The organism is Acinetobacter tandoii (assembly GCF_008867985.1).
Classification (GTDB): domain Bacteria; phylum Pseudomonadota; class Gammaproteobacteria; order Pseudomonadales; family Moraxellaceae; genus Acinetobacter; species Acinetobacter tandoii.
Window position 1 is genome coordinate 1 of the sequence record NZ_VXLD01000022.1, and the last position, 24,689, is coordinate 24,689.

28 protein-coding genes are annotated in these 24,689 nt (G+C 41.9%); 17 read left to right on the plus strand and 11 right to left on the minus strand.

What is annotated here, in order from left to right:
• Nucleotides 1–76: 76 nt before the first annotated feature.
• Nucleotides 77–997: a Dyp-type peroxidase gene (locus tag F4W09_RS16555; RefSeq protein ID WP_016165610.1), complete on the minus strand. Its 921-nt coding sequence runs from the start codon at nucleotides 995–997 to the stop codon at nucleotides 77–79.
• Nucleotides 998–1,161: 164 nt separating this feature from the next.
• Here F4W09_RS16555 and F4W09_RS16560 point away from each other — a divergent pair, with 164 nt between their 5' ends.
• Nucleotides 1,162–1,785: a LysE family transporter gene (locus F4W09_RS16560; RefSeq protein WP_016165609.1), complete on the plus strand. Its 624-nt coding sequence runs from the start codon at nucleotides 1,162–1,164 to the stop codon at nucleotides 1,783–1,785.
• Between the two features lie 37 nt (nucleotides 1,786–1,822).
• Here the strand turns inward: F4W09_RS16560 and znuB are convergent, their stop codons facing one another.
• From znuB to F4W09_RS16575, 3 genes are read right to left on the minus strand one after another with little or no spacing between them, the layout of a single operon-like run.
• Nucleotides 1,823–2,623: a zinc ABC transporter permease subunit ZnuB gene (znuB, locus tag F4W09_RS16565; protein WP_016165608.1), complete on the minus strand. Its 801-nt coding sequence runs from the start codon at nucleotides 2,621–2,623 to the stop codon at nucleotides 1,823–1,825.
• Between the two features lie 3 nt (nucleotides 2,624–2,626).
• Nucleotides 2,627–3,418, minus strand: a complete 792-nt coding sequence (gene znuC, locus F4W09_RS16570) for a zinc ABC transporter ATP-binding protein ZnuC (protein ID WP_016165607.1) — start codon at nucleotides 3,416–3,418, stop codon at nucleotides 2,627–2,629.
• Nucleotides 3,391–3,888: a transcriptional repressor gene (locus F4W09_RS16575; protein ID WP_016165606.1), complete on the minus strand. Its 498-nt coding sequence runs from the start codon at nucleotides 3,886–3,888 to the stop codon at nucleotides 3,391–3,393. The genes znuC and F4W09_RS16575 overlap by 28 nt, the downstream gene beginning before the upstream one ends.
• Before the next feature lie 138 nt (nucleotides 3,889–4,026).
• Between F4W09_RS16575 and F4W09_RS16580 the strand changes: the two genes are divergently transcribed.
• The 12 genes from F4W09_RS16580 to adhP all read left to right on the plus strand — a co-directional run bounded on the left by F4W09_RS16580 (nucleotide 4,027) and on the right by adhP (nucleotide 13,866).
• Nucleotides 4,027–4,866, plus strand: a complete 840-nt coding sequence (locus F4W09_RS16580) for a metal ABC transporter solute-binding protein, Zn/Mn family (RefSeq protein ID WP_016165605.1) — start codon at nucleotides 4,027–4,029, stop codon at nucleotides 4,864–4,866.
• A 170-nt stretch (nucleotides 4,867–5,036) separates the two neighbouring features.
• Nucleotides 5,037–5,435, plus strand: coding sequence for an ATP synthase subunit I (locus tag F4W09_RS16585; protein WP_016165604.1), 399 nt, complete (start codon nucleotides 5,037–5,039; stop codon nucleotides 5,433–5,435).
• 102 nt (nucleotides 5,436–5,537) lie between these two features.
• A complete protein-coding gene (atpB, locus tag F4W09_RS16590) occupies nucleotides 5,538–6,413 on the plus strand; it encodes a F0F1 ATP synthase subunit A (RefSeq protein WP_016165603.1) in 876 nt (291 codons plus the stop codon).
• 85 nt (nucleotides 6,414–6,498) lie between these two features.
• Nucleotides 6,499–6,744: a F0F1 ATP synthase subunit C gene (gene atpE / locus F4W09_RS16595; RefSeq protein ID WP_000424060.1), complete on the plus strand. Its 246-nt coding sequence runs from the start codon at nucleotides 6,499–6,501 to the stop codon at nucleotides 6,742–6,744.
• Between the two features lie 40 nt (nucleotides 6,745–6,784).
• Nucleotides 6,785–7,255 (plus strand): F0F1 ATP synthase subunit B, encoded by a 471-nt coding sequence (locus F4W09_RS16600; protein WP_016165602.1) that lies wholly within the window; start codon nucleotides 6,785–6,787, stop codon nucleotides 7,253–7,255.
• A 12-nt stretch (nucleotides 7,256–7,267) separates the two neighbouring features.
• The gene (locus F4W09_RS16605) at nucleotides 7,268–7,804 is read left to right on the plus strand and encodes a F0F1 ATP synthase subunit delta (protein ID WP_016165601.1); all 537 of its coding nucleotides are present in this window, start codon (nucleotides 7,268–7,270) and stop codon (nucleotides 7,802–7,804) included.
• Nucleotides 7,805–7,866: 62 nt separating this feature from the next.
• A complete protein-coding gene (gene atpA / locus F4W09_RS16610) occupies nucleotides 7,867–9,411 on the plus strand; it encodes a F0F1 ATP synthase subunit alpha (RefSeq protein WP_016165600.1) in 1,545 nt (514 codons plus the stop codon).
• Nucleotides 9,412–9,499: 88 nt separating this feature from the next.
• Nucleotides 9,500–10,369: a F0F1 ATP synthase subunit gamma gene (atpG, locus tag F4W09_RS16615; RefSeq protein WP_016165599.1), complete on the plus strand. Its 870-nt coding sequence runs from the start codon at nucleotides 9,500–9,502 to the stop codon at nucleotides 10,367–10,369.
• A 26-nt stretch (nucleotides 10,370–10,395) separates the two neighbouring features.
• Nucleotides 10,396–11,790, plus strand: a complete 1,395-nt coding sequence (atpD, locus tag F4W09_RS16620) for a F0F1 ATP synthase subunit beta (protein ID WP_004684425.1) — start codon at nucleotides 10,396–10,398, stop codon at nucleotides 11,788–11,790.
• Between the two features lie 26 nt (nucleotides 11,791–11,816).
• On the plus strand, nucleotides 11,817–12,236 hold the full coding sequence (locus F4W09_RS16625; RefSeq protein WP_016165598.1) for a F0F1 ATP synthase subunit epsilon: 420 nt from the start codon (nucleotides 11,817–11,819) through the stop codon (nucleotides 12,234–12,236).
• 78 nt (nucleotides 12,237–12,314) lie between these two features.
• Nucleotides 12,315–12,608: a hypothetical protein gene (locus F4W09_RS16630; protein ID WP_016165597.1), complete on the plus strand. Its 294-nt coding sequence runs from the start codon at nucleotides 12,315–12,317 to the stop codon at nucleotides 12,606–12,608.
• Between the two features lie 226 nt (nucleotides 12,609–12,834).
• On the plus strand, nucleotides 12,835–13,866 hold the full coding sequence (adhP, locus tag F4W09_RS16635) for an alcohol dehydrogenase AdhP (RefSeq protein WP_016165596.1): 1,032 nt from the start codon (nucleotides 12,835–12,837) through the stop codon (nucleotides 13,864–13,866).
• 54 nt (nucleotides 13,867–13,920) lie between these two features.
• On the opposite strand, the gene F4W09_RS16640 is transcribed toward adhP, so the two are convergent.
• From F4W09_RS16640 to F4W09_RS16655, 4 genes are all read right to left on the minus strand, one after another.
• Complete coding sequence (locus F4W09_RS16640; RefSeq protein ID WP_016165595.1) at nucleotides 13,921–14,493, minus strand: PM1805 family lipoprotein; 573 nt, start codon at nucleotides 14,491–14,493, stop codon at nucleotides 13,921–13,923.
• Nucleotides 14,494–14,643: 150 nt separating this feature from the next.
• Nucleotides 14,644–15,060, minus strand: coding sequence for an RcnB family protein (locus F4W09_RS16645; protein ID WP_016165594.1), 417 nt, complete (start codon nucleotides 15,058–15,060; stop codon nucleotides 14,644–14,646).
• A gap of 171 nt (nucleotides 15,061–15,231) precedes the next feature.
• The gene (locus F4W09_RS16650; RefSeq protein WP_016165593.1) at nucleotides 15,232–15,777 is read right to left on the minus strand and encodes a glutathione peroxidase; all 546 of its coding nucleotides are present in this window, start codon (nucleotides 15,775–15,777) and stop codon (nucleotides 15,232–15,234) included.
• A gap of 106 nt (nucleotides 15,778–15,883) precedes the next feature.
• Nucleotides 15,884–16,642, minus strand: a complete 759-nt coding sequence (locus F4W09_RS16655; protein ID WP_016165592.1) for an AraC family transcriptional regulator — start codon at nucleotides 16,640–16,642, stop codon at nucleotides 15,884–15,886.
• A 135-nt stretch (nucleotides 16,643–16,777) separates the two neighbouring features.
• Here F4W09_RS16655 and F4W09_RS16660 point away from each other — a divergent pair, with 135 nt between their 5' ends.
• Nucleotides 16,778–17,707, plus strand: a complete 930-nt coding sequence (locus F4W09_RS16660; protein WP_016165591.1) for a DMT family transporter — start codon at nucleotides 16,778–16,780, stop codon at nucleotides 17,705–17,707.
• 391 nt (nucleotides 17,708–18,098) lie between these two features.
• Here F4W09_RS16660 and tsaC read toward each other — a convergent pair whose 3' ends face one another.
• From tsaC to F4W09_RS16675, 3 genes are read right to left on the minus strand one after another with little or no spacing between them, the layout of a single operon-like run.
• Nucleotides 18,099–18,668, minus strand: coding sequence for an L-threonylcarbamoyladenylate synthase type 1 TsaC (tsaC, locus tag F4W09_RS16665; protein WP_016165590.1), 570 nt, complete (start codon nucleotides 18,666–18,668; stop codon nucleotides 18,099–18,101).
• 38 nt (nucleotides 18,669–18,706) lie between these two features.
• Nucleotides 18,707–19,852 carry a DNA-processing protein DprA gene (gene dprA, locus F4W09_RS16670; RefSeq protein ID WP_016165589.1) on the minus strand — a complete coding sequence of 382 codons (1,146 nt, stop codon included), beginning with the start codon at nucleotides 19,850–19,852 and terminating at the stop codon, nucleotides 18,707–18,709.
• 12 nt (nucleotides 19,853–19,864) lie between these two features.
• The gene (locus F4W09_RS16675; protein ID WP_016165588.1) at nucleotides 19,865–21,019 is read right to left on the minus strand and encodes a LysM peptidoglycan-binding domain-containing protein; all 1,155 of its coding nucleotides are present in this window, start codon (nucleotides 21,017–21,019) and stop codon (nucleotides 19,865–19,867) included.
• A 119-nt stretch (nucleotides 21,020–21,138) separates the two neighbouring features.
• On the opposite strand from F4W09_RS16675, the gene def reads away from it, so the two are divergent.
• From def to F4W09_RS16690, 3 genes are all read left to right on the plus strand, one after another.
• Complete coding sequence (def, locus tag F4W09_RS16680) at nucleotides 21,139–21,672, plus strand: peptide deformylase (RefSeq protein WP_016165587.1); 534 nt, start codon at nucleotides 21,139–21,141, stop codon at nucleotides 21,670–21,672.
• Nucleotides 21,673–21,761: 89 nt separating this feature from the next.
• On the plus strand, nucleotides 21,762–22,190 hold the full coding sequence (locus tag F4W09_RS16685) for a DUF2946 family protein (RefSeq protein WP_016165586.1): 429 nt from the start codon (nucleotides 21,762–21,764) through the stop codon (nucleotides 22,188–22,190).
• A gap of 68 nt (nucleotides 22,191–22,258) precedes the next feature.
• Complete coding sequence (locus F4W09_RS16690) at nucleotides 22,259–24,274, plus strand: TonB-dependent copper receptor (protein ID WP_016165585.1); 2,016 nt, start codon at nucleotides 22,259–22,261, stop codon at nucleotides 24,272–24,274.
• The last annotated feature ends 415 nt before the right edge of the window (nucleotides 24,275–24,689 follow it).

A 24,689-nucleotide genomic window follows, 5' to 3' on the forward strand; every position in this document is an offset into this window, starting at 1 on the left:
TTTAAAAATATAATCAAAAATGATATTGGCTTTTGAATAAGCAGTAGAAATAAACTGCTTATTCATAATTTTTTAGTTAATCCGCCAAAACCTCTTCCAATAACTCCTCGCTCGGAGCAAAGAAGTAAGCACCATCTACCGCGGTCACAAAATGCAATAGGCGGTCATGAATGCCATCGCCAGTTGTGCCAAACATGTGTTCTAACATGTTATCAATGATGGCAAGGTTTTTGGTATAAGCAATAAAGAACAGGCCTTGCTCACCTTTACCATCGCCATAAGGTAAAGAATGGCGCAAAATTTCCATCTCTTCGCCTTTATCATCTTCAATCACAACACGTGCAATATGAGCATTTTCTGGTTTGACGTCATCATCCATTTCAATGCTTTCTAGTTTGGAACGGCCCATGACATTTTCTTGTGCGTCGACTTTTAGACGTTTCCATTTATCTAAATCATGTATATAGCGCTGTGCAAATACAAAAGAACCATCTGCAAAAATACCTGCATCTTCTGCTAAAAGTGCTGTTTCTGCGCGATCATCAGGAAATTGTGGGTTTTCAGTGCCATCAATAAAGCCTGTTAAATCTCGCCCATCAAAATAGCGAAAACATACACGTTCATCCAAAACTTCAACTTTATCTTGAATCCCATCGAAGAAAGCTTGGCTTAAAGTAAAGCAGATGTCACTACGTTGCGAGGCAATATGAATCAGCACATCCGCGGGTACAGCTGGCATTTCAAAGGCACCCTGAATTGGAGCAAGTTGTTTGAATCCCTCAGGAGATTGTGTATAGAGTTTTGTCCAAAGTTCAGGCCCAAAGGCAATCGCGGTCTTAATTTCTGCAGTTGGATGTTGAGTAATTAAACGATCTCGCGTGTCCAGTAAATCTTCGATCTTTTCTTTTAGTTCAGGCAACGTTAAATCTTTTAAACGTAATACGATAAAGCGGGCATGATCTGAAGGTAAGGGTAAAATTACGGATTGTGCGGTCATTTATAGCTCCTTTGATTTTTATTCAATGTGTGGCTGGGTTTTATTGTGCCTGATCCATGCATAGCTGAATAGCCTAAACTATATTATTCTTGAGTGAGAATTTCTCAGCACATTGAATGTGTGAAAAGTCATATAATGACCTGTTTTTCTGAGGTGGTGTGACGATGTCTTTTCAAGTTTGGATGGCGTTTATGTTGGCATGCTGGGTGATTAGTGTTTCACCTGGAGCAGGGGCAATTGCCTCGATGTCGAGTGGTTTAAACTATGGATTTCGTCGTGGTTACTGGAATGCGATTGGTTTGCAACTGGCGCTGTTGGTGCAAATTGGGATTGTTGCCACTGGGGTCGGGGTGCTTTTTGCCACTACACCTTGGGCTTTTCTGTTGGTGAAGTGGTTTGGTGTGGGCTACTTATTGTATTTGGCTTACTTGCAGTGGAAGGCACCTCTACAGTCCATTGAAATTGAGCAAGAACAACAAGCAACAAAGTCGATTCCCAAACTGGTGGGTTATGGTTTCTTGGTCAATATGAGCAACCCAAAGGCAATCGTATTTTTATTGGCAGTATTGCCCCAGTTCTTAGACTTGTCTAAGCCACAGTGGATTCAGTATGTAATGATGGCTGTGACCATGATCAGTATCGACTTGATTGTGATGGCGGGCTATACAGGTTTAGCGGCGAAGGTGTTGAAACTGTTGAAATCTCCAAAACAGCAAAAATACATGAATCGTACTTTTGCTGTGCTATTTAGTTGTGCTGCGGGACTTTTAAGTTTGGTACATCAATAATAGAGAGCGATCAAGATTATTTATGAGAGATGATGGATTAAGCCATTTTTCTCACTTTTTGAACTACAAAAATCAGCGCAAAAACCAACGCCATACACAGCACGATGCTGAGACCTGTTGGGGTATTGAGCGCAGCACTTGACCATAGACCTACACTGACGCCAAATTGAGCTGCAATAAAAGCCCAAATCACCATTTGCTTAGGTGAGTGTGCGAGTAGACGAGCAGTAAGTGCTGGAATCACTAAAAGCGCTCCCATTAACAGTGAACCCACAGCGCGCAATGCCAAGACCGTGAAAACTGCTAAAAGTAGCATAAATACCAAACGTTGCCATTTGGCATTCACGCCTTCACTAATTGCAATGTCAGGATCAATTGCAATTTGGATTTGCGCTTTCCAGTATTTGAACAGTACTGCAAGTGCCAGTGCAATCACAATCGCAAACATAGGTAAATCAGACCAAGCAATCGTGAGCAAGTCACCAAATAAATAACTGAGTAATTCAGGTCTTAAACTTGGTAAATGTTGAATCAGCATTAAGCCTGCACACAGCAAAGTGGCTGAACAGAGGGCTAGCAAGGCATCATTGGGTAAACGCGGATCATGCAGTACCCATAAAATGGCGACCAGCATGAATGCCAATAAAGTGACACCGACCCAAAACGGTAAACTGAGGGCACCTGCAATCGCTACGCCCAACAAAGTCCCGTGTGCCATGGTGTCTGCGAAGAACGACATACGACGCCAAAGCATCAAACAGCCCAAAGGTGCAGTTAAGAACACCAATAATGTCCCCATGGTCCAAGCGGGTAATAGCAGATCTAACCATTCCAACATCTATTAGGCTTCCGGTTCAGGGTGAATATGAGGGCGAGGATCATGTTGGCAGGTTGTGGCACTATCTCCATGAGCACAATGATCATGATGGTGTTGATAGAACACACGGTTGGTGCCAAAAATGGCTTGGTATTCTGGATGCTGTTGAATATTTTCAGGTAAACCGCTACAGCAAATATGCTTATTTAAGCAGACCACGCGCTGCGTACCTTGCATCACCCACTGTAAATCATGCGACACCATCAATACCGCACAACGATATTTTTCAGGCAGGCTACGAACGTAATCATACAGTTCAGCTTCAGACTGAATATCAAGCCCTTGCATTGGTTCATCAAGGACCAAAAGGTCAGGTTGGCGCAGTAAGGCCCGCGCTAATAACACACGTTGTCGTTCACCACCAGACAGTTGTTGTACTTTTGAATCTTGCAGTTTGGCAATGCCTGTGTCTTGAATAATTTCTTGTTTAATTGCAGCAGGGCAGGACTCTAAATCAAGTAAGTCTTTCACACGTAAGGGTAGGCTGTGCGATGGGTTAAATTTCTGTGGTACATAAGAAAATTTAAGTTTACGTGTAGACGATACTTGTCCAGTATTGGGTTTTAAAATGCCTAGTAGCACTTTAATTAGGGTTGATTTCCCCGCACCGTTCGGGCCAATTAAGGTGACAATTTCTTGTTCATGGATCGAAAAGTCAATCTGTTTCAGAATGTCACGGTCATCGATACGGACGCTAATTTGCTCTAAAGCAATGAGTACAGGAGTGCTTAATTCGCTTGGCTGCAATTCTGACATTTTCCAGAAATCTCAATAATGCTGTGTTGTGCAGTGAAATGATCAGAAGTGGCAAGCGCATCTAATTGTTGTAGTAGACCTTCAGAAGATGCTTCTTTCACAATATGACATTCTGTACAAATTAAAAATGCGGCTTGGTGACCTTCGCGAGGGTGGCAGCAGGGGATATAAGCGTTGATTGAAGTCAACCGATGAATCAGTCCCTTTTCTAATAAGAAATCCAATGTGCGATAAACAGTCGGTGGGGCTGCTGGGCGATCAGATTCGCTTTTGATTTTTGCGAGTAAATCATAAGCCCCCATTGGACCATGCGCAGTCAAAATCAGTTCGAGTACTTCTTTACGAAGTGGAGTTAAGCGCGCGCCAGTGGCTGCACAGAGGCTTTCTGCTTCCGCAAGGCGTGTTGCGACATTATGATGATCATGTACGCCATGTAATGCATTGTGGTGTTCATGCGAACATAAGCTCATAGCAACCTCAGTTCGGGCTTGAAATAGAAAAATTGACATTAAATTTTAACATGAACCGCTTTAAGTTACGATTAGACGTAGGTATTTTTATTAAATTGTTATATTATAACACTAGATAAAATTTAGTGCTGTTTGATCATGTCTCGTCTATTCGCTTTTTGTTTACTGTCCATTCTAAGTACTGTGGGGTGGACTCAAAGTCTTGTGGTTTCAACGCATCCGTTATATTTGATTGCACAAGAAGTCACAAAAGGGGTGGAGCAACCAGTTTTACTCTTGGAAAACCAAACTGGGCATGATGTATCTTTAACACCTGCACATCGTAAGGCGATACAAGACGCTGGATTGGTGATTTGGCTCGGCAAAGCCCATGAAGCTCCACTGGATAAATTACTGCATAATAATCCTAAAGCGGTTTCTATCTTGTCTTCAGGATTAGTTAAAACCTTACCGCAACGCAGTACACGTGGCGCACCTTTAGCCAACACGGTCGATACCCATGTTTGGTTAGACCCAAACAATGCGGTGCGTATTGGTTTCTTTATTGCAGCATTACGTTCACAGCAACAACCTCAATACCGTGATAAGTATTGGCACAATGCACAAGTCTTTGCCAAGCAGATGTTTGGTATAGCGCAAAAATTCCAAAATCAAGGTGCAGTGCAGCCGTATTGGGCCTATCACGATGCTTATCAGTACTTAGAACGCCCATTACACTTAAAACTTGCTGGATCAATGACTGATGATCCACATATTGCGCCAACACTGGCACAAATCAAATATTTGAATGATCATCGTGGGCAAAAGAAAATGTGCTTACTGGCAGAAGCTCATGCCAGTGCCAATCAGTATCAAAAACTGCAGCCTATTGTGTTTCAAGCGGTTGACGAAAGTTTAACAGCAGAAAATAACTTCATTTCAGCATGGTCAGATTTGGCGCAACAAGTCAAAAATTGTGTATTAACTGCGCGTCAATGAAGACAAAATAATCAATATTTAATCAGTTGCTAGACATTTATTGTATTGAAAAAAACTCGACTTAGGTCGGGAAATGATTGCATGTTCAGGGGTGTAACTCTATAATGCCTGCGATTAAAAACGATCATCAGCTAAACTTGTCAAGCATTTATGCTGTGAGTGGATAAATAATGAGCCGAACTAGTCGCATGATTGACCGACGATTAGCGAAAGCATTAGTCATCTTGCAAGCATTTATGATTCCTGTGTCAGCCTTGTTAGCGTGGGTTGTGAAAGATGCAACGGCAGCTTTAAGTGCCGCACTTGGTGCGGGTGTTTGCTGGCTGGCAAGTTGTTATTTTTCGTGGCAGTCGTTTCGAGCTGCAGGAGCGAGAGCATCCAAACAGGTACTTGCAAATATGTACCGAGGGATGATGGGCAAGTTTACGATTGTGATCGTCGGATTTATTTTAATTTTAAGCAATGTCCAACCGTTATCTCCGGGGGCGTTGTTTTGTGGTTTTATCCTCGTTCAAACCATGTCGTGGGTCGCTCCTTTTTGGGTGTCACGTCTACAAAAACGAGTTTAAGCGCAGCTAAATTGAAAAGTTTTTTTGGAGATAAGCGAGATATCACGCAGCATGCGATATTCGCTTACTCTATTTGTATTTGACATTGACCAGGTGTGATTTATGGCTGCTGAAGAACATGCCCTTACTTCGACCGAGTATATCAAGCATCACTTGACCAATATGACCTATGGCAAAATGCCAGACGGGACATGGAAATTGGCTGAGACTGGTGCTGAAGCTCAACAGATGGGGTTCACTGCTATTCACTTGGATTCAATGGGTTGGTCTATCACTCTTGGTGTGATTTTCTGTTTGTTATTCTGGTGTGTAGCGAAAGCTGCAAACTCTGGTGTTCCGACCAAGTTCCAGTCTGCAATTGAAATGATCATTGAGTTTGTGGACTCAAGTGTTCGCGACACTTTCCATGGCAAATCACGCTTAATTGCTCCACTTGCATTGACCATTTTCGTGTGGATTTTCCTCATGAATGCAATGGACTTAATTCCTGTTGACTGGATTCCTTATTTAGCTCAACAGATTGGTGCAAGTGTATTTGGTATGGATCCTCATCACGTTTACTTTAAGGTTGTACCTTCTACAGATCCAAACATTACCCTTGGTATGTCTTTATCTGTATTCGTACTGATCTTGTTCTACAGTATCCGTGAAAAAGGGATTGGTGGTTTCGTTGGCGAATTGGCACTTAACCCATTTAATCCAAGTAACCCAGTTGCAAAAGCGTTACTGATTCCAGTGAACTTAATTCTTGAATTAGTAACCTTCCTTGCACGACCAGTTTCATTGGCTCTGCGACTTTTCGGTAACATGTATGCGGGTGAGTTGATCTTCATCTTGATCGCATTATTACCGTTCTGGATCCAGTGGGCGCTGTCTGTGCCTTGGGCGATCTTCCACATTCTTGTTATTACGTTACAAGCGTTCATTTTCATGATGCTGACTATCGTATACTTGAGCATGGCAAGCGAAAAACATTAATGGTATTGCCTAACTATCAAAGGATGGTTGGGCTTAAAATTTTTTTACTTTAATTTGGTATAAACCTAACCTCTGAGGAATTATCATGGAACTCACTTTAGGTCTAGTTGCAATTGCATCTGCTATCTTGATCGCTTTTGGTGCTTTAGGTACTGCGATTGGTTTTGGTCTTTTAGGCGGTCGCTTCCTTGAAGCTGTTGCTCGTCAACCAGAATTGGCTCCACAACTTCAAACTCGTATGTTCTTAATCGCGGGTCTTCTTGATGCTGTGCCTATGATCGGTGTTGGTATTGGCTTGTTCTTCATCTTCGCTAATCCATTTGTAGGTTAATCAGCTTAATTCCTAAATTAAACTATTGAGGAATAGCGAAATGAATATCAACCTCACATTGATTGGTCAAGCGATTGCATTTGCGATGTTTGTCGCATTCTGCATGAAATTCGTGTGGCCACCACTAATCAATGCGATTAGTGAGCGTCAGCGTAAAATTGCTGATGGCTTAAACGCTGCTGAAAAAGCGAAAGCTGATCTTGCGGATGCGCAAGCTCAAGTAAAAGCTGAATTAGATGCAGCAAAAGCACAAGCGGCTCAATTGATCGAACAAGCGAACCGTCGCGGTGCACAATTGGTAGAAGAAGCGCGTACTCAAGCTGCGGCTGAAGGTGAGCGTATTCGTCAACAAGCAAAAGAAGCTGTTGACACTGAAATCAATGCTGCTCGCGAAGAATTACGTCAACAAGTTGCTGCTCTTGCAGTTACTGGTGCAGAAAAAATCCTGAACCAGCAAGTTGATGCAGAAGCTCACAATGCCATGCTGACTCAGCTGGCTGCTAAACTTTAAGAGAGGCGGATTATGGCTGAACTCTTGACGTTGGCACGCCCGTACGCTAAAGCAGCATTTGCTTACGCTTCTGAGCAAAATGCAACTGACGCTTGGTCATCTGCATTGAACTTGCTCAGTGCTGCGGTGCAAGACGAAGCATTTTCAGCTTTCTTAACTCGCCCTGAGCTTACTCCTGCTGAGCAGGTAAGTCTTTTTGCAAAAGTATTAGGCGAAGACCAAACTGCGGCAGTGTCAAACTTTTTGACATTGCTTGCGGAAAATAGCCGTTTGGTTCTTCTTCCTGAAATTTCTGCAGAATACGAACAGCTCAAATCACAGAATAACAATACGGTGGATGTAGTGATTGAATCTGCATTCCCTATGACTTCTGTACAAGAACAATTACTTGCACATGCTTTAGAGAAAAAATTCGAAGCTGCAGTAAATGTAACTGTAGAAGTTAAACCAGAGCTTATTGCTGGTGTAGTTATTCGTGCAGGCGACCAAGTGATAGATGATTCTGCGCTTAACAAGCTTGAAAAAATGCGGACTCGTCTTCTTGCGTAATAAGGCTTGAAAAAAGCTGCGTATTAGAAGACTGAACTTAATAAAGATTGAGGTATAGCGCAATGCAACAACTGAATCCATCCGAGATCAGTGCGCTCATTAAACAGCGTATCGGCGATCTGGACACCAGCGCGACCGCTAAAAACGAAGGAACCATTGTTATGGTTTCCGACGGTATTGTGCGTATTCACGGCCTTGCTGATGCAATGTACGGTGAAATGATCGAATTCGACGGCGGCTTATACGGTATGGCACTGAACCTAGAACAGGATTCAGTGGGCGTCGTTGTTTTAGGTAACTACTTAAGCCTTCAAGAAGGCCAAAAAGCACGTTGCACAGGTCGTGTATTAGAAGTTCCGGTTGGTCCAGAACTTTTAGGCCGTGTCGTAGATGCTTTGGGTAACCCAATTGATGGTAAAGGCCCAATTGATGCAAAATTAACTGATGCTGTTGAAAAAGTAGCACCAGGCGTAATTTGGCGTCAATCAGTGGATGAACCTGTACAAACTGGTTATAAATCAGTAGATACAATGATTCCAGTAGGCCGTGGTCAGCGTGAGTTGATCATTGGTGACCGTCAAACTGGTAAAACAGCTATGGCGATCGATGCGATCATCGCTCAGAAAAACTCTGGCATTAAATGTGTATACGTAGCAATTGGTCAAAAGCAATCGACCATCGCGAACGTTGTACGCAAGCTAGAAGAAACTGGCGCTATGGCGTATACAACTGTTGTAGCAGCAGCTGCAGCCGATCCAGCAGCAATGTTGTACTTGGCTCCATATTCTGGCTGTACAATGGGTGAATACTTCCGTGACCGCGGTGAAGATGCACTGATCATTTATGATGATTTGTCTAAGCAAGCTGTTGCTTACCGTCAAATTTCATTGTTATTACGTCGTCCACCAGGTCGTGAAGCGTACCCAGGTGACGTATTCTATCTTCACTCACGTCTTCTTGAGCGTGCTTCGCGCGTTTCAGCTGACTATGTTGAGCAATTCACGAAAGGTGAAGTTAAAGGCCAAACTGGTTCATTAACTGCATTACCAATCATTGAAACTCAAGCGGGTGACGTATCTGCATTCGTACCAACGAACGTAATTTCGATCACTGACGGTCAGATCTTCCTTGAAACATCATTATTCAACGCAGGTATTCGTCCTGCTGTGAACGCGGGTATCTCTGTATCTCGTGTTGGTGGTTCAGCGCAAACTAAGATCATCAAAAAATTGTCTGGTGGTATCCGTACTGCTTTGGCGCAATACCGTGAATTGGCAGCGTTTGCTCAGTTCGCTTCTGACCTTGATGAAGCAACTCGTAAGCAACTCGAACATGGTCAACGTGTAACTGAGTTAATGAAGCAAAAGCAATATGCTCCTTACTCAATTGCTGACCAAGCTGTTTCAATTTATGCATCTAACGAAGGCTACATGGCTGACGTTGAAGTGAAGAAAATCGTAGACTTTGATGCTGCATTAATTTCTTACTTCCGTTCAGAACATGCTGCGTTAATGCAAAACATCGATGCTACTGGTGATTACAACAAGGACATCGAAGCTGCAATCAAAGCAGGTATTGAAAGCTTTAAAGCGACTCAAACTTACTAATTTCAACTTCAGTTGGATTTAGTTTTGGTTTGGTTCACGGATCAACCTTCGAGGGCTCGAAAGGGCCTTCGAATACTAGGTTAAGCGTATGGCAAATTTAAAAGAAATTCGCGCCAAAGTAGCTAGTATCAAAAGCACGCAGAAAATTACTCGCGCGATGCAGATGGTAGCAGCTTCTAAGATGCGTCGTGCGCAAGAGCGCATGGCTCAAGGCCGTCCGTATGCCGAAAATATGCACCGTGTAATTGCTCATTTGGTTCAAGCGAACCCTGAATACAAACACCGTTATATGGTTGAACGCCCAGTTAAGCGCGTTGGCTATATCATTGTGTCTTCAGATCGCGGCCTTGCTGGTGGTTTGAACATTAACTTGTTCAAAAAAGTGGTTAAACACGTCCAACAGCAACAAGAGCAGTCAATTGAAGTTCAATTTGCTTTAATTGGTCAAAAAGCGGTTTCGTTTTTTAAAAACTACGGCGGTAAAGTGCTCGGTGCTACGACAAATGTCGGTGATACACCAAGCCTTGAACAGTTATCTGGTTCTGTACAGGTGATGTTAGATGCGTTTGATAAAGGCGAGTTAGATCGTATTTATCTCGTATCAAACGGCTTTGTCAATGCCATGACTCAAAATCAAAAGATCGAACAACTTGTGCCTTTAGCGACTGCTGAAGAAAACAAGACCCTTAACCGTCAATACGGTTGGGACTACATCTATGAGCCAGAAGCTGAAGAGCTTTTAAATGGCTTATTGGTTCGTTATATCGAGTCTGTGGTATACCAAGGTGTGATCGAAAACATCGCGTGTGAGCAGTCAGCTCGTATGGTTGCAATGAAAGCTGCAACTGACAACGCAGGTGAATTGATCAAGAGCCTACAACTTATTTATAACAAGCTGCGTCAAGCCGCGATTACTCAGGAAATTTCTGAGATCGTTGGTGGTGCCGCTGCCGTTTAACATTATTTTGAATTGAGGAGACAGCAATGAGTAGCGGTCGTATCATTCAGATCATCGGCGCGGTTATCGACGTCGAGTTTGAACGTAACAGCGTTCCTAAGATCTATGACGCTCTCCACGTTGATGGCACTGAAACTACTTTAGAAGTTCAGCAACAACTTGGTGATGGCGTAGTTCGTACTATTGCAATGGGTTCTACTGAAGGCCTTAAGCGTGGTTTGAACGTAACGAATACTAACGCACCGATCTCTGTACCAGTAGGTACAGCGACTCTAGGTCGTATCATGGACGTTCTTGGTCGCCCAATCGACGAAGCTGGTCCGGTTGCGACTGAAGCGCGTTTGCCAATTCACCGTCAAGCACCTTCTTATGCTGAGCAAGCAGCGTCTACTGACCTTTTAGAAACTGGTATTAAAGTCATCGACTTACTTTGCCCGTTTGCGAAAGGTGGTAAAGTTGGTTTGTTCGGTGGTGCCGGTGTTGGTAAAACTGTAAACATGATGGAGTTGATCAACAACATCGCGAAAGCTCACTCAGGTTTATCTGTGTTTGCTGGTGTTGGTGAGCGTACTCGTGAAGGTAATGACTTCTATCACGAGATGAAAGACTCAAACGTTCTTGACAAAGTAGCAATGGTTTACGGTCAGATGAACGAGCCACCGGGTAACCGTTTACGCGTAGCGTTGACTGGTTTGACCATGGCTGAGTACTTCCGTGACGAGAAAGACGAAAACGGTAAAGGCCGTGACGTATTATTGTTCGTCGACAACATCTATCGTTATACACTAGCAGGTACTGAAGTATCAGCACTTCTAGGTCGTATGCCATCTGCAGTAGGTTACCAACCGACACTTGCAGAAGAGATGGGTGTTCTTCAAGAACGTATTACATCGACTAAGTCTGGTTCTATTACGTCAATCCAAGCGGTATACGTACCTGCCGATGACTTAACAGATCCATCGCCTGCAACTACGTTTGCTCACTTAGATGCAACAGTTGTATTGAGCCGTGACATCGCATCTTCTGGTATTTACCCAGCGATCGATCCACTTGACTCAACTTCACGTCAGTTAGATCCACTAGTTGTGGGTGCTGAGCATTACGAGATCGCTCGTTCAGTTCAAAACGTTCTTCAACGTTATAAAGAATTGAAAGACATCATCGCGATTCTTGGTATGGATGAGCTTGCTGAAGAAGATAAGTTGACTGTTTACCGTGCGCGTAAAATCCAACGTTTCTTCTCTCAACCGTTCCACGTAGCTGAAGTGTTTACTGGTGCTCCTGGTAAACTTGTACCGCTTAAAGAAACGATTCGTGGCTTTAAAGGTCTTTTAGCTGGTGAATACGATCACATTCCAGAACAAGCGTTCTACATGGTTGGTGGTATTGACGAAGTAATTGCTAAAGCTGAGAAACTTTAATTAGTTACCTAATTTAGGAGATTCTCATGGCGACTATGCAGTGTGATGTTGTAAGTGTTCAAGAGTCTTTGTACTCTGGCACGGTAACGATGCTAATTGCTAAAGGTGCTGGTGGTGAATTGGGTATTATGCCCGGTCATGCGCCATTAGTAACTTTACTTCAACCGGGTGCGATTCGCGTTCTGTTGGAAAACGGTACAGAAGAGTTAATCTATGTATCTGGTGGTGTTCTAGAAGTTCAACCGCATGTTGTTACGGTTCTTGCAGATACTGCAGTCCGTGCAGAAAACTTAGATGAAGCGGCAATTCTTGAAGCGCGTAAACACGCTGAGCAATTGCTTGCCAATCAAAAGAGCGATTTGGACTCGGCTGCTGCTTTGGCTGCTCTTGCAGAAACTGCTGCTCAGTTGGAAACCATCCGCAAAATCAAAAACCGCGCTCAATAAGAGACGGTTTAAGATTGAAAAAGCCACCGAAAGGTGGCTTTTTTTATGCTATAAAATAATTTTGCTCAGTAAAAACGCATGGAACTGATAGAACAAGAACCACATTTTTGGGAACTTTATCAAGATGATCATCAATACTATTTGGGAATTGCGGTGGACATGAGTTCAGTAGTTTCTTGTTGGGATATTTTTCTAACTCCTGAACAGATTCACGCCTATCGACTGCAAGGTAGAGAAAGCATTGTGGCTTTAGCCAAAACTATAGTGGATGCTGTTTACCGTGGTGATTTTAGTTATTTACATCAACATCAGGTGTCTTCAGCACAAACACAGGCAATGCAGACAGCCTTTCAACAATGGCGAGCGGGTTAAAATTAGTTTTACATAAGCGTTATTGATAGTGATGCGTATCGATTAAACGCATGAATGATCTATACGGTTTCTAAAGATGCAGGTTTTGTGCTAATTCAGTAGGTCGCTGCAATTTTGATCAAAAAACACACCAAATGCTTACCTTTCATTTCCAGTTTTTATGTTAATCCTGAATGAGATTGTTACATAAGAATTTTACTCAAACATGAGTATATGGAGAATGAAAATGGCAAATACAATGAAAGCCGCAGTCGTTACGGCATTTAACCAACCCTTACAAATCCAAGACATTGAAATTCCAAAAATAAGTGAAGGTAAAGTGTTGGTCAAAATGATCGCAACGGGTGTTTGTCATACCGATTTACATGCCATGCACGGGGACTGGCCAATCAAGCCGAATCTCCCTTTTATTCCTGGTCATGAAGGTGTAGGTAAAGTAGTCGAGATAGGGGCAGGGATTCATCATTTAAAAGTCGGTGATGTGGTGGGCATTCCTTGGCTTTATTCGGCATGCGGACACTGCGATTATTGCTATGCAGGCTGGGAAACCCTATGTAAACAGCAACAAAATTCAGGGTATTCCGTTAATGGCAGCTTTGCCGAATATTGTTTGGCTGACGGTAATTATGTTGGCGTCATCCCAGAGGGAGTTGATTTACTCGCCATAGCGCCGATTTTATGTGCGGGTGTAACGGTCTATAAAGGGCTTAAAATGACGGAGGCAAAAGCAGGGGATTGGGTTGCAATTTCTGGTATTGGTGGCTTAGGTCATGTTGCAGTGCAATATGCTAAAACGATGGGTTTTAATGTGGTGGCGATTGATGTTGATGATACAAAGCTTGAGCTGGCGAAACAGTTAGGCGCAGATGTTGCGGTGAACGTACTGCACGTGAATGTTAAAGATGCAGTATTGCAAGCGACGGGTGAAGGGTGTCACGGGGTTTTAGTGACTGCGGTATCACCAAAAGCATTTGAACAGGCAGTTTCAATTGTACGTCGTGGCGGAACCATGGTGCTCAATGGTTTACCACCTGGAAAGTTTGACCTCTCTATTTTTGATATGGTTCTGGATGGGATTACTGTTCGGGGGTCGATTGTCGGGACACGTCTAGACTTGAAAGAAGCCTTAGATATTGCGGCACGGGGTAAAGTAAAGGCACATATTCATGTAGAGCCTTTAGAACATATCAATGATATCTTTGAGCGGATGGAGCAGGGTAAGATTGATGGTCGAATCGTGATCGATTTTAGTCTTTAAATATAGGTTGAGGATTCATCTCATTAAAAATAACAGATGAATCCTCTAATGTTTTTATGATGATTTTTCACTAAAGTCGGGTTGTGACAGTAACATTTTTGCCAATTTAAGCATTTCTGTTTGTACCGACGTCATTTGTTGTTCAATTTTATGCAAATCGACAGATTGAAGGTCAACTTTACCATTTAAATAAGGTAAATCGAGGACTTGTTGATTAGTAGACATGATGTTTTGTCGAATGGAGTCAACTTCCTGACTTTTTAAATCTAAGCTATTTAAAGCACGGTTGAAGTCAGTGAGTTGTTGATGTAAAGCATTGACTGATGTTTGGAGCGATTGCTGGTCTTTATCTGCTAAAGCTTGCTCTAAGTCAGTTTGAGTTTGCTTCAACTGTTGGACGTAGTCACCTGCTTTTAATTGCATGTCGGCAACATCACGAACCACATAAATCATGTTGCCATTTTTTAATTCGGTCGCAGGATTATTATGAGAAGTGCTGTGTTCTTCTACGTCAGTGGAATTAGCTGTTTGGGTATCATGTTCTGTCGCCTGATTACAGCCAAGTAAGCTGATTGCAGCAACAAAAATACCAAAAGGAAGTAAGGCACCTTGCAGAAGTTTTTTCATAATCTTGAATGGTCTCAATCTAGCATTGAATTGCTTTAACAGAATTATAAAATGGCAGCCTCATTTTCCAAAGTCAGGCTGCAAAGCAACAACAAAAAGGTTGGATATAAAAAAGAGTGCTGAAAGCACTCTTGTGATCTATGTGGAACCTTACATTCCTGGAACAATTTTAATAATGTTGTGATTTAACACATTGGTAAGGACATAATCACCATTCACTTTGATCCACTGTTCATTTTTGCCTGGCTTATTTAATTTTTTGTATTTGCTGTGGTCAACTTTGTAACTCTGACCACGGTATTGTGCTGGAACAGGATTGCCTGGTTTCCATGTCGCCGATGGGCGAGTCATTTGTTTATTCCCAGTTTTATTATTGCTTGCGGGTTTATGTTGATCTTGTGCATGATGGCTTGAAGAATCATGATGCATGCCTTGATGATTTGCATCATTGTGATTCTGAGTTGCGTGTTGTTTGTGATCTTGTGAATTCTGTGGAGCAGCAAAAGCGGGCGCAGCTACTAATGCAGTGGATAAAGAGAAAACAACAGCTTGTACTAAACGATTCATGATCTACCAACCTTAAACTTACTATCTTGTTCTGATCTTGTTATTAAAGCAGTAAGTCTTTGAGTTAGTTTGAATTTAATGTTGTATAAATATTAAAATCATGAAGAAATTAAGAAGGCTTTTAAGGCATCAGCAGCCAATAAATGACTGCTTGATGCTCAGAATGGTTTATTATTTTTGTAACTCAGTTTGAATGGCATCCAGAATACGCGGATCATCTGCGGTAATGTCGGGTGCAAAACGTGCCACCACTTGTCCTTGTTTGTTCACTAGAAATTTTTCAAAATTCCATAACACTTCAGGTGGTTCATTTGGGGTGAGACCATAATCGACCAAATCTTTCCACCACGGGCCTTCACCAATGCGTTCAGGAATAGCATGGATTAAGGTTTCATAGAGTGGATGTTTATCTTCGCCTGCGACAGAAATTTTGGAAAATAAAGGGAAATCAATTTGGTAGTTGAGTGAGCAGAATTCTTGAATTTCACTATCGCTACCAGGCTCTTGTGCCAAAAAGTTGTTGGCAGGAAAGCCTAAAATTTCTAAGCCCTGATCTTTTTGTTGCTGATAGAGTTTTTCTAAACCTTCATATTGCGGGGTTAAGCCACATTTTGATGCCACATTGACAATCAAAAGGACTTTGCCTTGATATTGGTTTAAGGTGATGTTCTCTCCCTGAATGGTTTTTACAGGAATGTCATATACAGACTGGTTCATACACAGATCCATTGATTTTTATCGGGTGTAGATGTTGTAACGAGAATTCACGTCAACTTCAAGTTGAATCCTGCAAGTGAGGTAAAAAGAGCGTGGAGCTGCTGGTTTATTCACGTAATTGAGCGGGTGTTTGTCCTGTATAGCGCTTAAAGAATTCAATAAAACTAGAACTATGTTGATAACCCAAATCATAAGCCAGTTTTTTAACTGTCGATCCTGCATGCAGTTGATCAATCGCATACAGAATTTTTGCCCGATTGCGCCATTCTGCGAGACTGAGTTGTAGCTCCTGTTGGCTTAAGCGGAGTAAATGCCTTTCGGTAAACTGAAATTTATGGAGGATTTGTTGCAAACTTTTAGCGAAGCATTGTGGATTGGACAGTTGCTGTAAGATTGGCTTTAAAACACGGTGTTGTGTTTGTGGTAGGTAGTGCTCATAAGCAGGTGCGGTACGCAGTTGATCGAGTAAAACCTGAAGTAAATGTTCGTATTCCACAGCGGTTGTTGCGGGCTTTTGGCGTAGAATCTCTTTAATTAAATGGCGGAGAAAAGGACTGATTTCGACGGCTTTTGTCGTTGTGGGAAAGTAGTTACAAAGCACAGGATGGAGATGAATACAAATATAATGGGTAGGTTGTATCTCACGCGCAATGCAAGCATGAGCAGTATGGGCTGGAATCCAAAGTCCGTAATTTGGAGGCGATAAATGATGTATTCCTTCAATTTCATAATCCAAAATACCATTTAAACTAAAATTAAAATCGCCCCATATGCAACTATGCGCTGCAATTTCATCATTTTGTGCATAAAAATATTCATGCACTTCTATCAATTGAGATAAATCAGTGTCTGCATAACTTTTCATGCAAGATGCCCATTATGAAGGAGGAATGGATGTCGGACGGTTGAATCTGCCATATCAATGTCTGAAAAAACGTATGTCTATTATTTCAGACTTTTAGCACAATAGTCATCCAAGATATTGTAAATGAGTGGGGAAATGCAGCAAAACAAATGGGTGAAATTGGCAGTGATGCTGCCCTTAATTGCAGTGTTTATCTGGTCGCTGAATATCGCAGTGACGCGTTATGTCGCGGATTACATTTCTCCAGTGAGCATTAGTTTTTATCGTTGGTTGGTGGCTTTTATTGTCCTCACGCCAGTCATGCTGCCTAAAGTGTGGCAGCAGCGTCAGTTAGTTGCATTACATTGGAGGCAATTTGCAATACTCAGTGCCTTTGGTATGTTGCTCTATCAAGGGTTAGCATATAGCGCTGCGCATTATACCACTGCGACCAACATGGGAATTATTAATGCCTTTATTCCAATTTTTACCATTTTTGTTTCCATCATTATTCTAAAAGAAGTGCCTAATCGTTTTGCTGTCATGGGGAGCTTGGTGTCATTTCTGGGTTTACTCTATGTGATTGCTCAAGGACAACTTCAAGCCTTACTTCATTTAGGTGGGCACTGGGGTGATTTGCTGATGATAATTGCCGTGTTCTTTTATGCTTTTTACGGGGTGTTTTTAAAGAAATGGCAACTGAAAGTCCCACTCATGATTAGTCTATACGTTCAAATAGGATTTTCTCTGATTTACCATTTGCCGTTCGTACTTTGGTTAGGCATAGACCGTTTGGATATGCAGAATACCGCAAGTGTTTTGTATGCGGGCCTATTTGCATCCCTGATTGCACCTTGGGTATGGATGCTTGCTGTAGAGCGTTTAGGACCTAATCGGACCAGTATTTTTATGAATTTGATGCCCATTTTTACAGCAATATTGGCTTATTTTTGGTTGCATGAAGCGTGGACGATGCATCACACCATAGGGGGAATTATTATTATTACGGGGATTGTTATGGCACAAATAAAAGCACGGCAGGTACAATCTGAGACAATAGAGTCAACCAGTATGATTAATAAATAATCAAACAGTAAATTTTATTGATTTATTTTTTTTGGACTAAACTACCAGTTATAAGTGTAAATTTTCATACTGTCAAATGATTATTTATTTAAAAATATTTTAAAAATAGCAGGATAGTTTGACTTTTTGAGAAAATTTAACATTTTAATCATGCATTTAATCAAAAAAATGGCGGAGATAAGGGGTTTGTATTTTGATTTGAAATATTAGATAATGTTCACATCAAGAATGATTAGTTAAGTATTTCTTAATAATACTTTAAGTCTAACATTCCGCAAAATTTTCGAACCCTCTGGATGTGATTAACACACATCCTTTTTATGCTCAATCAACCTATTTGATTGAGCTTTTTTTTGTCCAAATTTTCTATAAAATTGATTGTTTTATTCGCTTATGCACGAATAATTTGACCCGTTTCAGCATCTAAAATACGACTAGGTTCTTGGCTTAAACCTAAATCACCGTTTAAATAGGTTAAATGATGATTAAAATATTTATGGGCTTCTTGCAGCGAACGTGCGGGTTCAAGACCTGCGGGGTTTGCACTGGTCGAGACAATAAAACCATTAAAGGCATTGCAAAGCGCCACACATAAAGGATGTGTAGTCACGCGAATGGCAACTTTGGGGTGATTACCTTTGATCCAGGCAGGGATGTCTTCACTCGCAGGCAGTAACCAAGTGGTAGCACGCTCGGTTGGGCTACGGTTACTCCAAGAGGCGATCACGGTGTCACGCATCTCTTGAGTGAGTCTGGCCAGCAAGTGTTCAACTTGGGAAATATGCCCAGCCAATAAGATGACACCTTTTTCAATAGGGCGTTGTTTTAACTTCAAAATCTCATTAAATGCAGCTTCGTTATAAGGATCACAACCTAATCCCCATACTGCCTCTGTTGGGTATGCCAAGACCTGTCCGCGTTTTAAACTATCGGCAGCTTCGGCAACAGAGGTGGTAATCATTTTCTTGTCCTAATTTAAGCAAAGGCCTATTCTGAACCTTATTGGTTAGGACGACAACGCAAATACACTCCAGATTGTTGCATACATAAACCTAAAAGCTCCAATTCCATCAACTGGGCAGTCAATGTCGCGGTATCTTGCTTAAGATGAATGACCAAATGGTCTAGCGGAGATCCTGTCCAGTTCAGTTGATTATAAAGTGGTATTAAATGCTCAGGAATCTCAGGCTTTGCAAGGACAGAATGTGAGGTTGAGTCGCTTTGGGATTGCTGCTGTGTTTGCCATTGTGTTGGTAAAGCAAGGTCTTCTAAAATTTGTTCAGGATGGCTGACCAAAATTGCGCCTTCGCGAATCAGTTGATGGCAACCTTGATGGAATTCACTATAAATATGTCCGGGAATTGCGAAAATTAATTTTCCTTGTTCTGCTGCAAATGTGGCTGTTGAGATTGAACCACTTTTTAAACCTGCTTCTGCCACAAGAGTTCCCAAAGAAAGGGCACTGACAATCCGATTTCGGCGTGGAAAATGTTGTCGTAGCGGCGGAGTATGGGGTAAAAACTCACTGATAATGGCACCTGAATGCTGCAAAATTTGCTGGCGAAGTTGCCGATGCTGTGCGGGATAAGTTTGATCGAGTCCTGTGCCCATGACTGCCAGTGTACGTTGATGAGATAAAGCGCCTTGATGTGCAGCCTCATCAATCCCTTGTGCTAAGCCACTGCTAATCACAAAACCCTTTTCACTGAGATAATACGAAAAATCATAGGCAATTTGGCGACCATGTGGACTGGGTTTACGACTGCCGACAATGGCAATTTGTGGCTGCATCAACAGCGAAAGTTGTCCTTGTCCAAATAGAATTGGGGGTTTATCACTATAAGGCAGCAATTGTTGTGGATATTCGGGATCGTGATAACTCAGTACGAAATCACTATGTCGCTCAATTTCTTGAATAAGGTGCTGAAACTTACTTTGTTCAGACTGGGTATAAAATTGTTGTGCACGTTGAATATGATTTTTATGTAAACCTAATTTTGACCAATCTTGCAAATTTTGGGGTTGTACTGCGTTATGGATGCTACCAAAGTGTTGTTCTAGTTTATAAAAACTGCTGAGCGAGTGCTGAACCAAATACCACAAGGTAATGGTGTCCATTTGCACTTGTGATAATGGTTTCAGCATAGCAACTCCGAATTAATCATCCATTAATGGTGGTTGAATATAAGCACCGATTTTGATAGGTAAGGAACTGTCAAGCACATAGCCATAGCTAAAGTGATCAAAAGTTCTGAACACCATTAAGTTACCAATTTTTTGTCCAGGCAATTGCACCATTTCTTTGGTTTTCGGGTCTCGAACCTGTTCACCTTTTTGGTTGATGCTAAATACATGGCCCACTTGCACGCCTTCAAAACTACCGCGATCTATTGTCACGACGCTGTGTTGGGCAGCCGTACCAATAGAACCCATCACGCGAACAATTTGTCCTCCAGCCGTTACATCTTCAGCCATGGTTGGATAGAACAGGGTAGGCAACATTGGGTCATAAACAGGGAGTACACGGTCACCACGACGTACTTCGGCATTAAAGCTATCTGTGAGTTCCAGTGTTGTAATGTCATTTTCACTTGCAACAGCTATGCCCGTCGCCACCTGATTCAGCTCAAGTCCAGCATTATACTTTTTGCCTTTTTCATTGCTGAGGGTGTACGGGTCGCCTTCGCGATAAACTGCATATTGCTGGCCCACTTCTAAGCCATTGCCACGCGCATAGATGGTTTGCCCTTTGGCTGCCAATACGCGTTGATCAGCAGTACCCAGTACATAAGGTGTATTGTCCACTGACTCAGGAGCAACAATCGTTGAATGTTCTAACCATTGTTTAATATTGTCCAATGGAATTACAGGAATAGCATCATTTAAGGATTCGACGCGGACCTGAGGTTGTAGTTTGGTGCCGCCAGCATATCGACGGATAATGCCGTCACAGCCGTCACCTTCGTCTTTACCAATCAATGGCTTGCCCTGATAGCTACACAGGAGTAGCTTGTCACCCGGGAAAATCCAATGTGGATTTTTCACGTGACGGTTGCTGGCCCAAATTTCAGGCCAGCGCCAAGGTTTATCTAAAAATTTCCCCGAAATATCCCAGAGGGTGTCCCCCTTTTTCACTACATAAACTTGTGGAGCACCCGCTTTTAATGAAGGTGGATTAACATTACGAGCTGGTGCAGCTTCAACCACTGCGATAGAACCAACACTGATCGCCAAACCGACAGTCAGTGCCAACAATTGCTGTTTAAACCCCAAGGCACTAAAAGATGGCATGCCCTTCAAAACCTTTTTCATTATCATAATTCCTAAAATTATGTACGTAATTTACGTTATAATAACGATATTACACACATTTTTTTGATCAAGCATTCCTTCATTTGGTTTTTTGATCAATGGCATAAGTGAGGATGTTTATGGCCTTATTACCTATTTTAAGTTTCCCCGATCCCCGTCTTCGTACCATTGCACAACCAGTCGAAGAAGTTACTGATGAAATTCGTCAGTTAGCTGCAGATATGTTTGAAACCATGTATGAAGCGCCAGGCATTGGTTTAGCCGCTACCCAAGTCGACCGCCATATTCAGTTGATTGTTATGGATCTATCTGAACATAAAGATCAGCCTATGGTGTTCATTAACCCCAAAATTACCCCATTGACTGAAGAAACCCAGCCCTATGAAGAAGGCTGTTTATCAGTGCCTCAAATATACGACAAAGTTGAGCGTCCGTCACGTGTAAAAATTGAGGCAATTAACCTTGAAGGTCAGTCCTTTACAATTGAAGCAGACGAACTTCTCGCTGTTTGTATTCAGCATGAAATGGATCACTTAAACGGCAAATTATTTGTTGACTATTTATCACCACTCAAGCGTCAGCGTGCGCGTGAAAAAGTGGAAAAAGTGACGCGTCAGCGTCAAAAAGAGAAAGTTGCAGTCAAGCGCGGATAATTTCTCATTAAAAATCATCTTTAAGTATGAACCCAATTCCGATTGGGTTTTGTTATACTGGCGCCGCACAAATTGCAGGATGATTATTTTTGCTTTTCCGTGGTGGTTTGCTGCTGGCATGTGTCGCAGTTTTTTTACAGATTGCTGTTTTTCTACAGCCTTTGTTGCCGAAGCAATATCAAGTTGCTCCGGTCTGTGAAACCATTACGCGTGCATTATTACTCCCTTCTCAGGCGGCACACGCCGTTCAAACTTCAGTTGTACATGATCAGCATTCGCATATGCACATGCAGCATCAAGAGCAACCTGCACATGATCATCATGATGTCCATCATCAATGTCAGTACTGTACCGTATATGGCAATTTAGTCTTGCCGCCTGAACTTGATGTAAAGCCAATACTTGATCGTATTCAAGTGCGTTTAATCGCTTTTCAGAAAGCCTTTGCGCATGTTTGGTTTGTTCTACAACAACTCTTTCTGATTCCACAAGGACGGGCACCGCCACTCTTGGCATAAATCCGCTTTCTTTCGCTTGGGTCTTATGACTTAGGCACAGTGTTATTTATGTTTTTAGAGAGATTGATATGGCTCAGCCTAAATTCTTGTTACAGCCTTTATCGGCTGCGATTTGTGTCGCGTGTTATTCAGTCGCGGCTTATAGTACAGAAGTACAACCTGCTCAAATTTTGACTCCTATTGTCGTGACCGCCCAGCAAGGCAATGATGCCAATGGCTTAATTGTTCATGCAGATCCAAAACAACCGACACAGCCAATTCCAGCTGTAGATGGTGCTGCTTATTTACAAAGTATTGTTGGTTTTAATCAAATTAAAAATGGCGGGGCCAATGGCGATGTGACCTTCCGTGGTATGTTCGGTTCACGTATTAAAATATTAACCGATGGCACCGAAAACTTGGGTGCATGCCCTAGTCGTATGGATAATCCAACCTCTTATATTTCACCTGAAAGTTATGACAAGATTACCGTGATAAAGGGACCGCAAACGGTGCAATATGCACATACAGGTTCAGCGGCAACGGTCATTTTTGAACGTGAACCCGAGAAATTGACTAGCGAAAAACCTTATCGTGGGCAAGCCAGTGTCATGGTGGGTTCTTATGGACGTCTGGATCATAATATTGAAACAGCTGTGGGTGATGAAACTAAATATGTACGTTTAAATGCCAACCGTTCAGTTGCCGATAGTTATCAAGATGGTGCTGGACATACAGTTCCATCGGACTGGGAAAAATGGAATGCTGATCTGGCATTTGGTTGGACACCGAATGAAGATACGTGGGTGGAACTGAAGGGCGGTAAGAGTGATGGAGAGGCAGTCTATGCTGGGCGAAGTATGGATGGTTCCAAGTTTGCGCGAGAAAGCCTAGGTTTACATGTTGAAAAGAAAAATATCAATGAAGTGATTCAGAAGATCGAAGCACAAGTGGACTATAGCTATAACGATCATGTCATGGATAATTTTAGTCTTCGTAAATTCACTCCTGTTGATGGTATGTCAATGCCGATGGCATCGAATGTAGCTCGAAGAACATTAAACTCTCGCGTAGCAATAACAACAGAATGGGATAATTGGAGTCTAGTCTCTGGTGTTGATGCGCAGAATAATAAGCATAGCGCTCGTAAAGGGATGATGAATACTTATAAAGATAAACCAAGAGTGACCGACATGGATTTTGAATCTTATGGTGCTTTTGGTGAGTTAAGCTATCAATTGAGTGATCAGAATAAGTTGGTCACGGGCGCGCGTATTGATCAAACTCAAATTGATAATCTGAAGATGGATACGGAACGTAAAGAAACGCTACCGAGTGGATTTGTCCGCCTAGAAAGTCAACTTAAGGATCAGGTGAAAACCTATGTAGGTTTGGGCTATGTTGAGCGTGTACCAGATTACTGGGAATTATTCAGTACCCAATATTACCAAACAGGGACAACCTTCGATCATTTAAACAATGAAAAAACCACACAGTTTGATGCAGGCTATCAATATGAACAGGGTGCATTTAAATCATGGGCTTCGGTTTATGCAGGGCTGATTCAAGATTACATCTTGGTGGCATACACACCAACGGGTTCTATGGGAAAATTGGAAGCCAAAAGCCGTAATGTCGATGCGACGATTGCAGGGGCAGAAGCAGGCATTAGTTATCAATTGACGGATCAGATTCAAGCCGATGTCAGTGCCATATATGCGTGGGGTGAAAATACCACAGACCATCGCGCATTACCGCAAATTGCGCCGCTAGAAGGGCGTTTCAATTTACGTTATGTTCAAGACAAATATAATCTTGGTTTATTGTGGCGTGTGGTTGCAGCACAAGATCGGACCAGTTATCGCGAAGGTAATATTATTGGCTATGATGTGGAAGACAGTAAAGGCTTCGGCACATTGTCCTTAAATGGAACCTATAACCTGCAAAAAGGCGTTGATCTTTCTGTTGGTGTGGACAATGTCTTTGACAAGAACTATGCCGAACATTTGAATAAATTAGGAAGTTCAGGCTTTGGCTATGCTGCAACTGAGCAATTTAATAATATCGGGCGAAACTATTGGGCACGCATTAGCATGAAGTTCTAATGAAAAGCCTAAAATAAACAACAACCACTCTTTTCTAAGAGTGGTTGTTTTGCTTTTGAAATATAGGATGACTAGAAAATGATATAAAAATATACATTTAGGGTGGAAAATATACATAAATTGAAGATTAAAGAAGCAATTTAAACTAGAGAAATATATAAATTTAAATAAATAAAAAATATTTTAAAATTAAAACAATAACTTAAATTAAATACGGTGCGCTCAATTAGCGTGCTTTAGAGCACTGAATAAAAACTATTAATTTTTATTAAAATAAATTAAATATAAAAAACAATAGCATATGTTTTTTATAGTTTGAAAAATATGCACACGATAAAATTAATTTTGAAATATGCTTGCAACACATCTGAAATGCTGTAGAATGCACATCCATCGGCGGTGATGCAGATAAAAA

Coding starts and splice junctions, on each gene's coding strand:
- F4W09_RS16555 (WP_016165610.1), bottom strand. CDS start 997: ATGACCGCACAATCCGTAATTTTACCCTTACCTTCAGATCATGCCCGC.
- F4W09_RS16560 (WP_016165609.1), top strand. CDS start 1,162: ATGTCTTTTCAAGTTTGGATGGCGTTTATGTTGGCATGCTGGGTGATT.
- znuB (WP_016165608.1), bottom strand. CDS start 2,623: ATGTTGGAATGGTTAGATCTGCTATTACCCGCTTGGACCATGGGGACA.
- znuC (WP_016165607.1), bottom strand. CDS start 3,418: ATGTCAGAATTGCAGCCAAGCGAATTAAGCACTCCTGTACTCATTGCT.
- F4W09_RS16575 (WP_016165606.1), bottom strand. CDS start 3,888: ATGAGCTTATGTTCGCATGAACACCACAATGCATTACATGGCGTACAT.
- F4W09_RS16580 (WP_016165605.1), top strand. CDS start 4,027: ATGTCTCGTCTATTCGCTTTTTGTTTACTGTCCATTCTAAGTACTGTG.
- F4W09_RS16585 (WP_016165604.1), top strand. CDS start 5,037: ATGAGCCGAACTAGTCGCATGATTGACCGACGATTAGCGAAAGCATTA.
- atpB (WP_016165603.1), top strand. CDS start 5,538: ATGGCTGCTGAAGAACATGCCCTTACTTCGACCGAGTATATCAAGCAT.
- atpE (WP_000424060.1), top strand. CDS start 6,499: ATGGAACTCACTTTAGGTCTAGTTGCAATTGCATCTGCTATCTTGATC.
- F4W09_RS16600 (WP_016165602.1), top strand. CDS start 6,785: ATGAATATCAACCTCACATTGATTGGTCAAGCGATTGCATTTGCGATG.
- F4W09_RS16605 (WP_016165601.1), top strand. CDS start 7,268: ATGGCTGAACTCTTGACGTTGGCACGCCCGTACGCTAAAGCAGCATTT.
- atpA (WP_016165600.1), top strand. CDS start 7,867: ATGCAACAACTGAATCCATCCGAGATCAGTGCGCTCATTAAACAGCGT.
- atpG (WP_016165599.1), top strand. CDS start 9,500: ATGGCAAATTTAAAAGAAATTCGCGCCAAAGTAGCTAGTATCAAAAGC.
- atpD (WP_004684425.1), top strand. CDS start 10,396: ATGAGTAGCGGTCGTATCATTCAGATCATCGGCGCGGTTATCGACGTC.
- F4W09_RS16625 (WP_016165598.1), top strand. CDS start 11,817: ATGGCGACTATGCAGTGTGATGTTGTAAGTGTTCAAGAGTCTTTGTAC.
- F4W09_RS16630 (WP_016165597.1), top strand. CDS start 12,315: ATGGAACTGATAGAACAAGAACCACATTTTTGGGAACTTTATCAAGAT.
- adhP (WP_016165596.1), top strand. CDS start 12,835: ATGGCAAATACAATGAAAGCCGCAGTCGTTACGGCATTTAACCAACCC.
- F4W09_RS16640 (WP_016165595.1), bottom strand. CDS start 14,493: ATGAAAAAACTTCTGCAAGGTGCCTTACTTCCTTTTGGTATTTTTGTT.
- F4W09_RS16645 (WP_016165594.1), bottom strand. CDS start 15,060: ATGAATCGTTTAGTACAAGCTGTTGTTTTCTCTTTATCCACTGCATTA.
- F4W09_RS16650 (WP_016165593.1), bottom strand. CDS start 15,777: ATGAACCAGTCTGTATATGACATTCCTGTAAAAACCATTCAGGGAGAG.
- F4W09_RS16655 (WP_016165592.1), bottom strand. CDS start 16,642: ATGAAAAGTTATGCAGACACTGATTTATCTCAATTGATAGAAGTGCAT.
- F4W09_RS16660 (WP_016165591.1), top strand. CDS start 16,778: ATGCAGCAAAACAAATGGGTGAAATTGGCAGTGATGCTGCCCTTAATT.
- tsaC (WP_016165590.1), bottom strand. CDS start 18,668: ATGATTACCACCTCTGTTGCCGAAGCTGCCGATAGTTTAAAACGCGGA.
- dprA (WP_016165589.1), bottom strand. CDS start 19,852: ATGCTGAAACCATTATCACAAGTGCAAATGGACACCATTACCTTGTGG.
- F4W09_RS16675 (WP_016165588.1), bottom strand. CDS start 21,019: ATGAAAAAGGTTTTGAAGGGCATGCCATCTTTTAGTGCCTTGGGGTTT.
- def (WP_016165587.1), top strand. CDS start 21,139: ATGGCCTTATTACCTATTTTAAGTTTCCCCGATCCCCGTCTTCGTACC.
- F4W09_RS16690 (WP_016165585.1), top strand. CDS start 22,259: ATGGCTCAGCCTAAATTCTTGTTACAGCCTTTATCGGCTGCGATTTGT.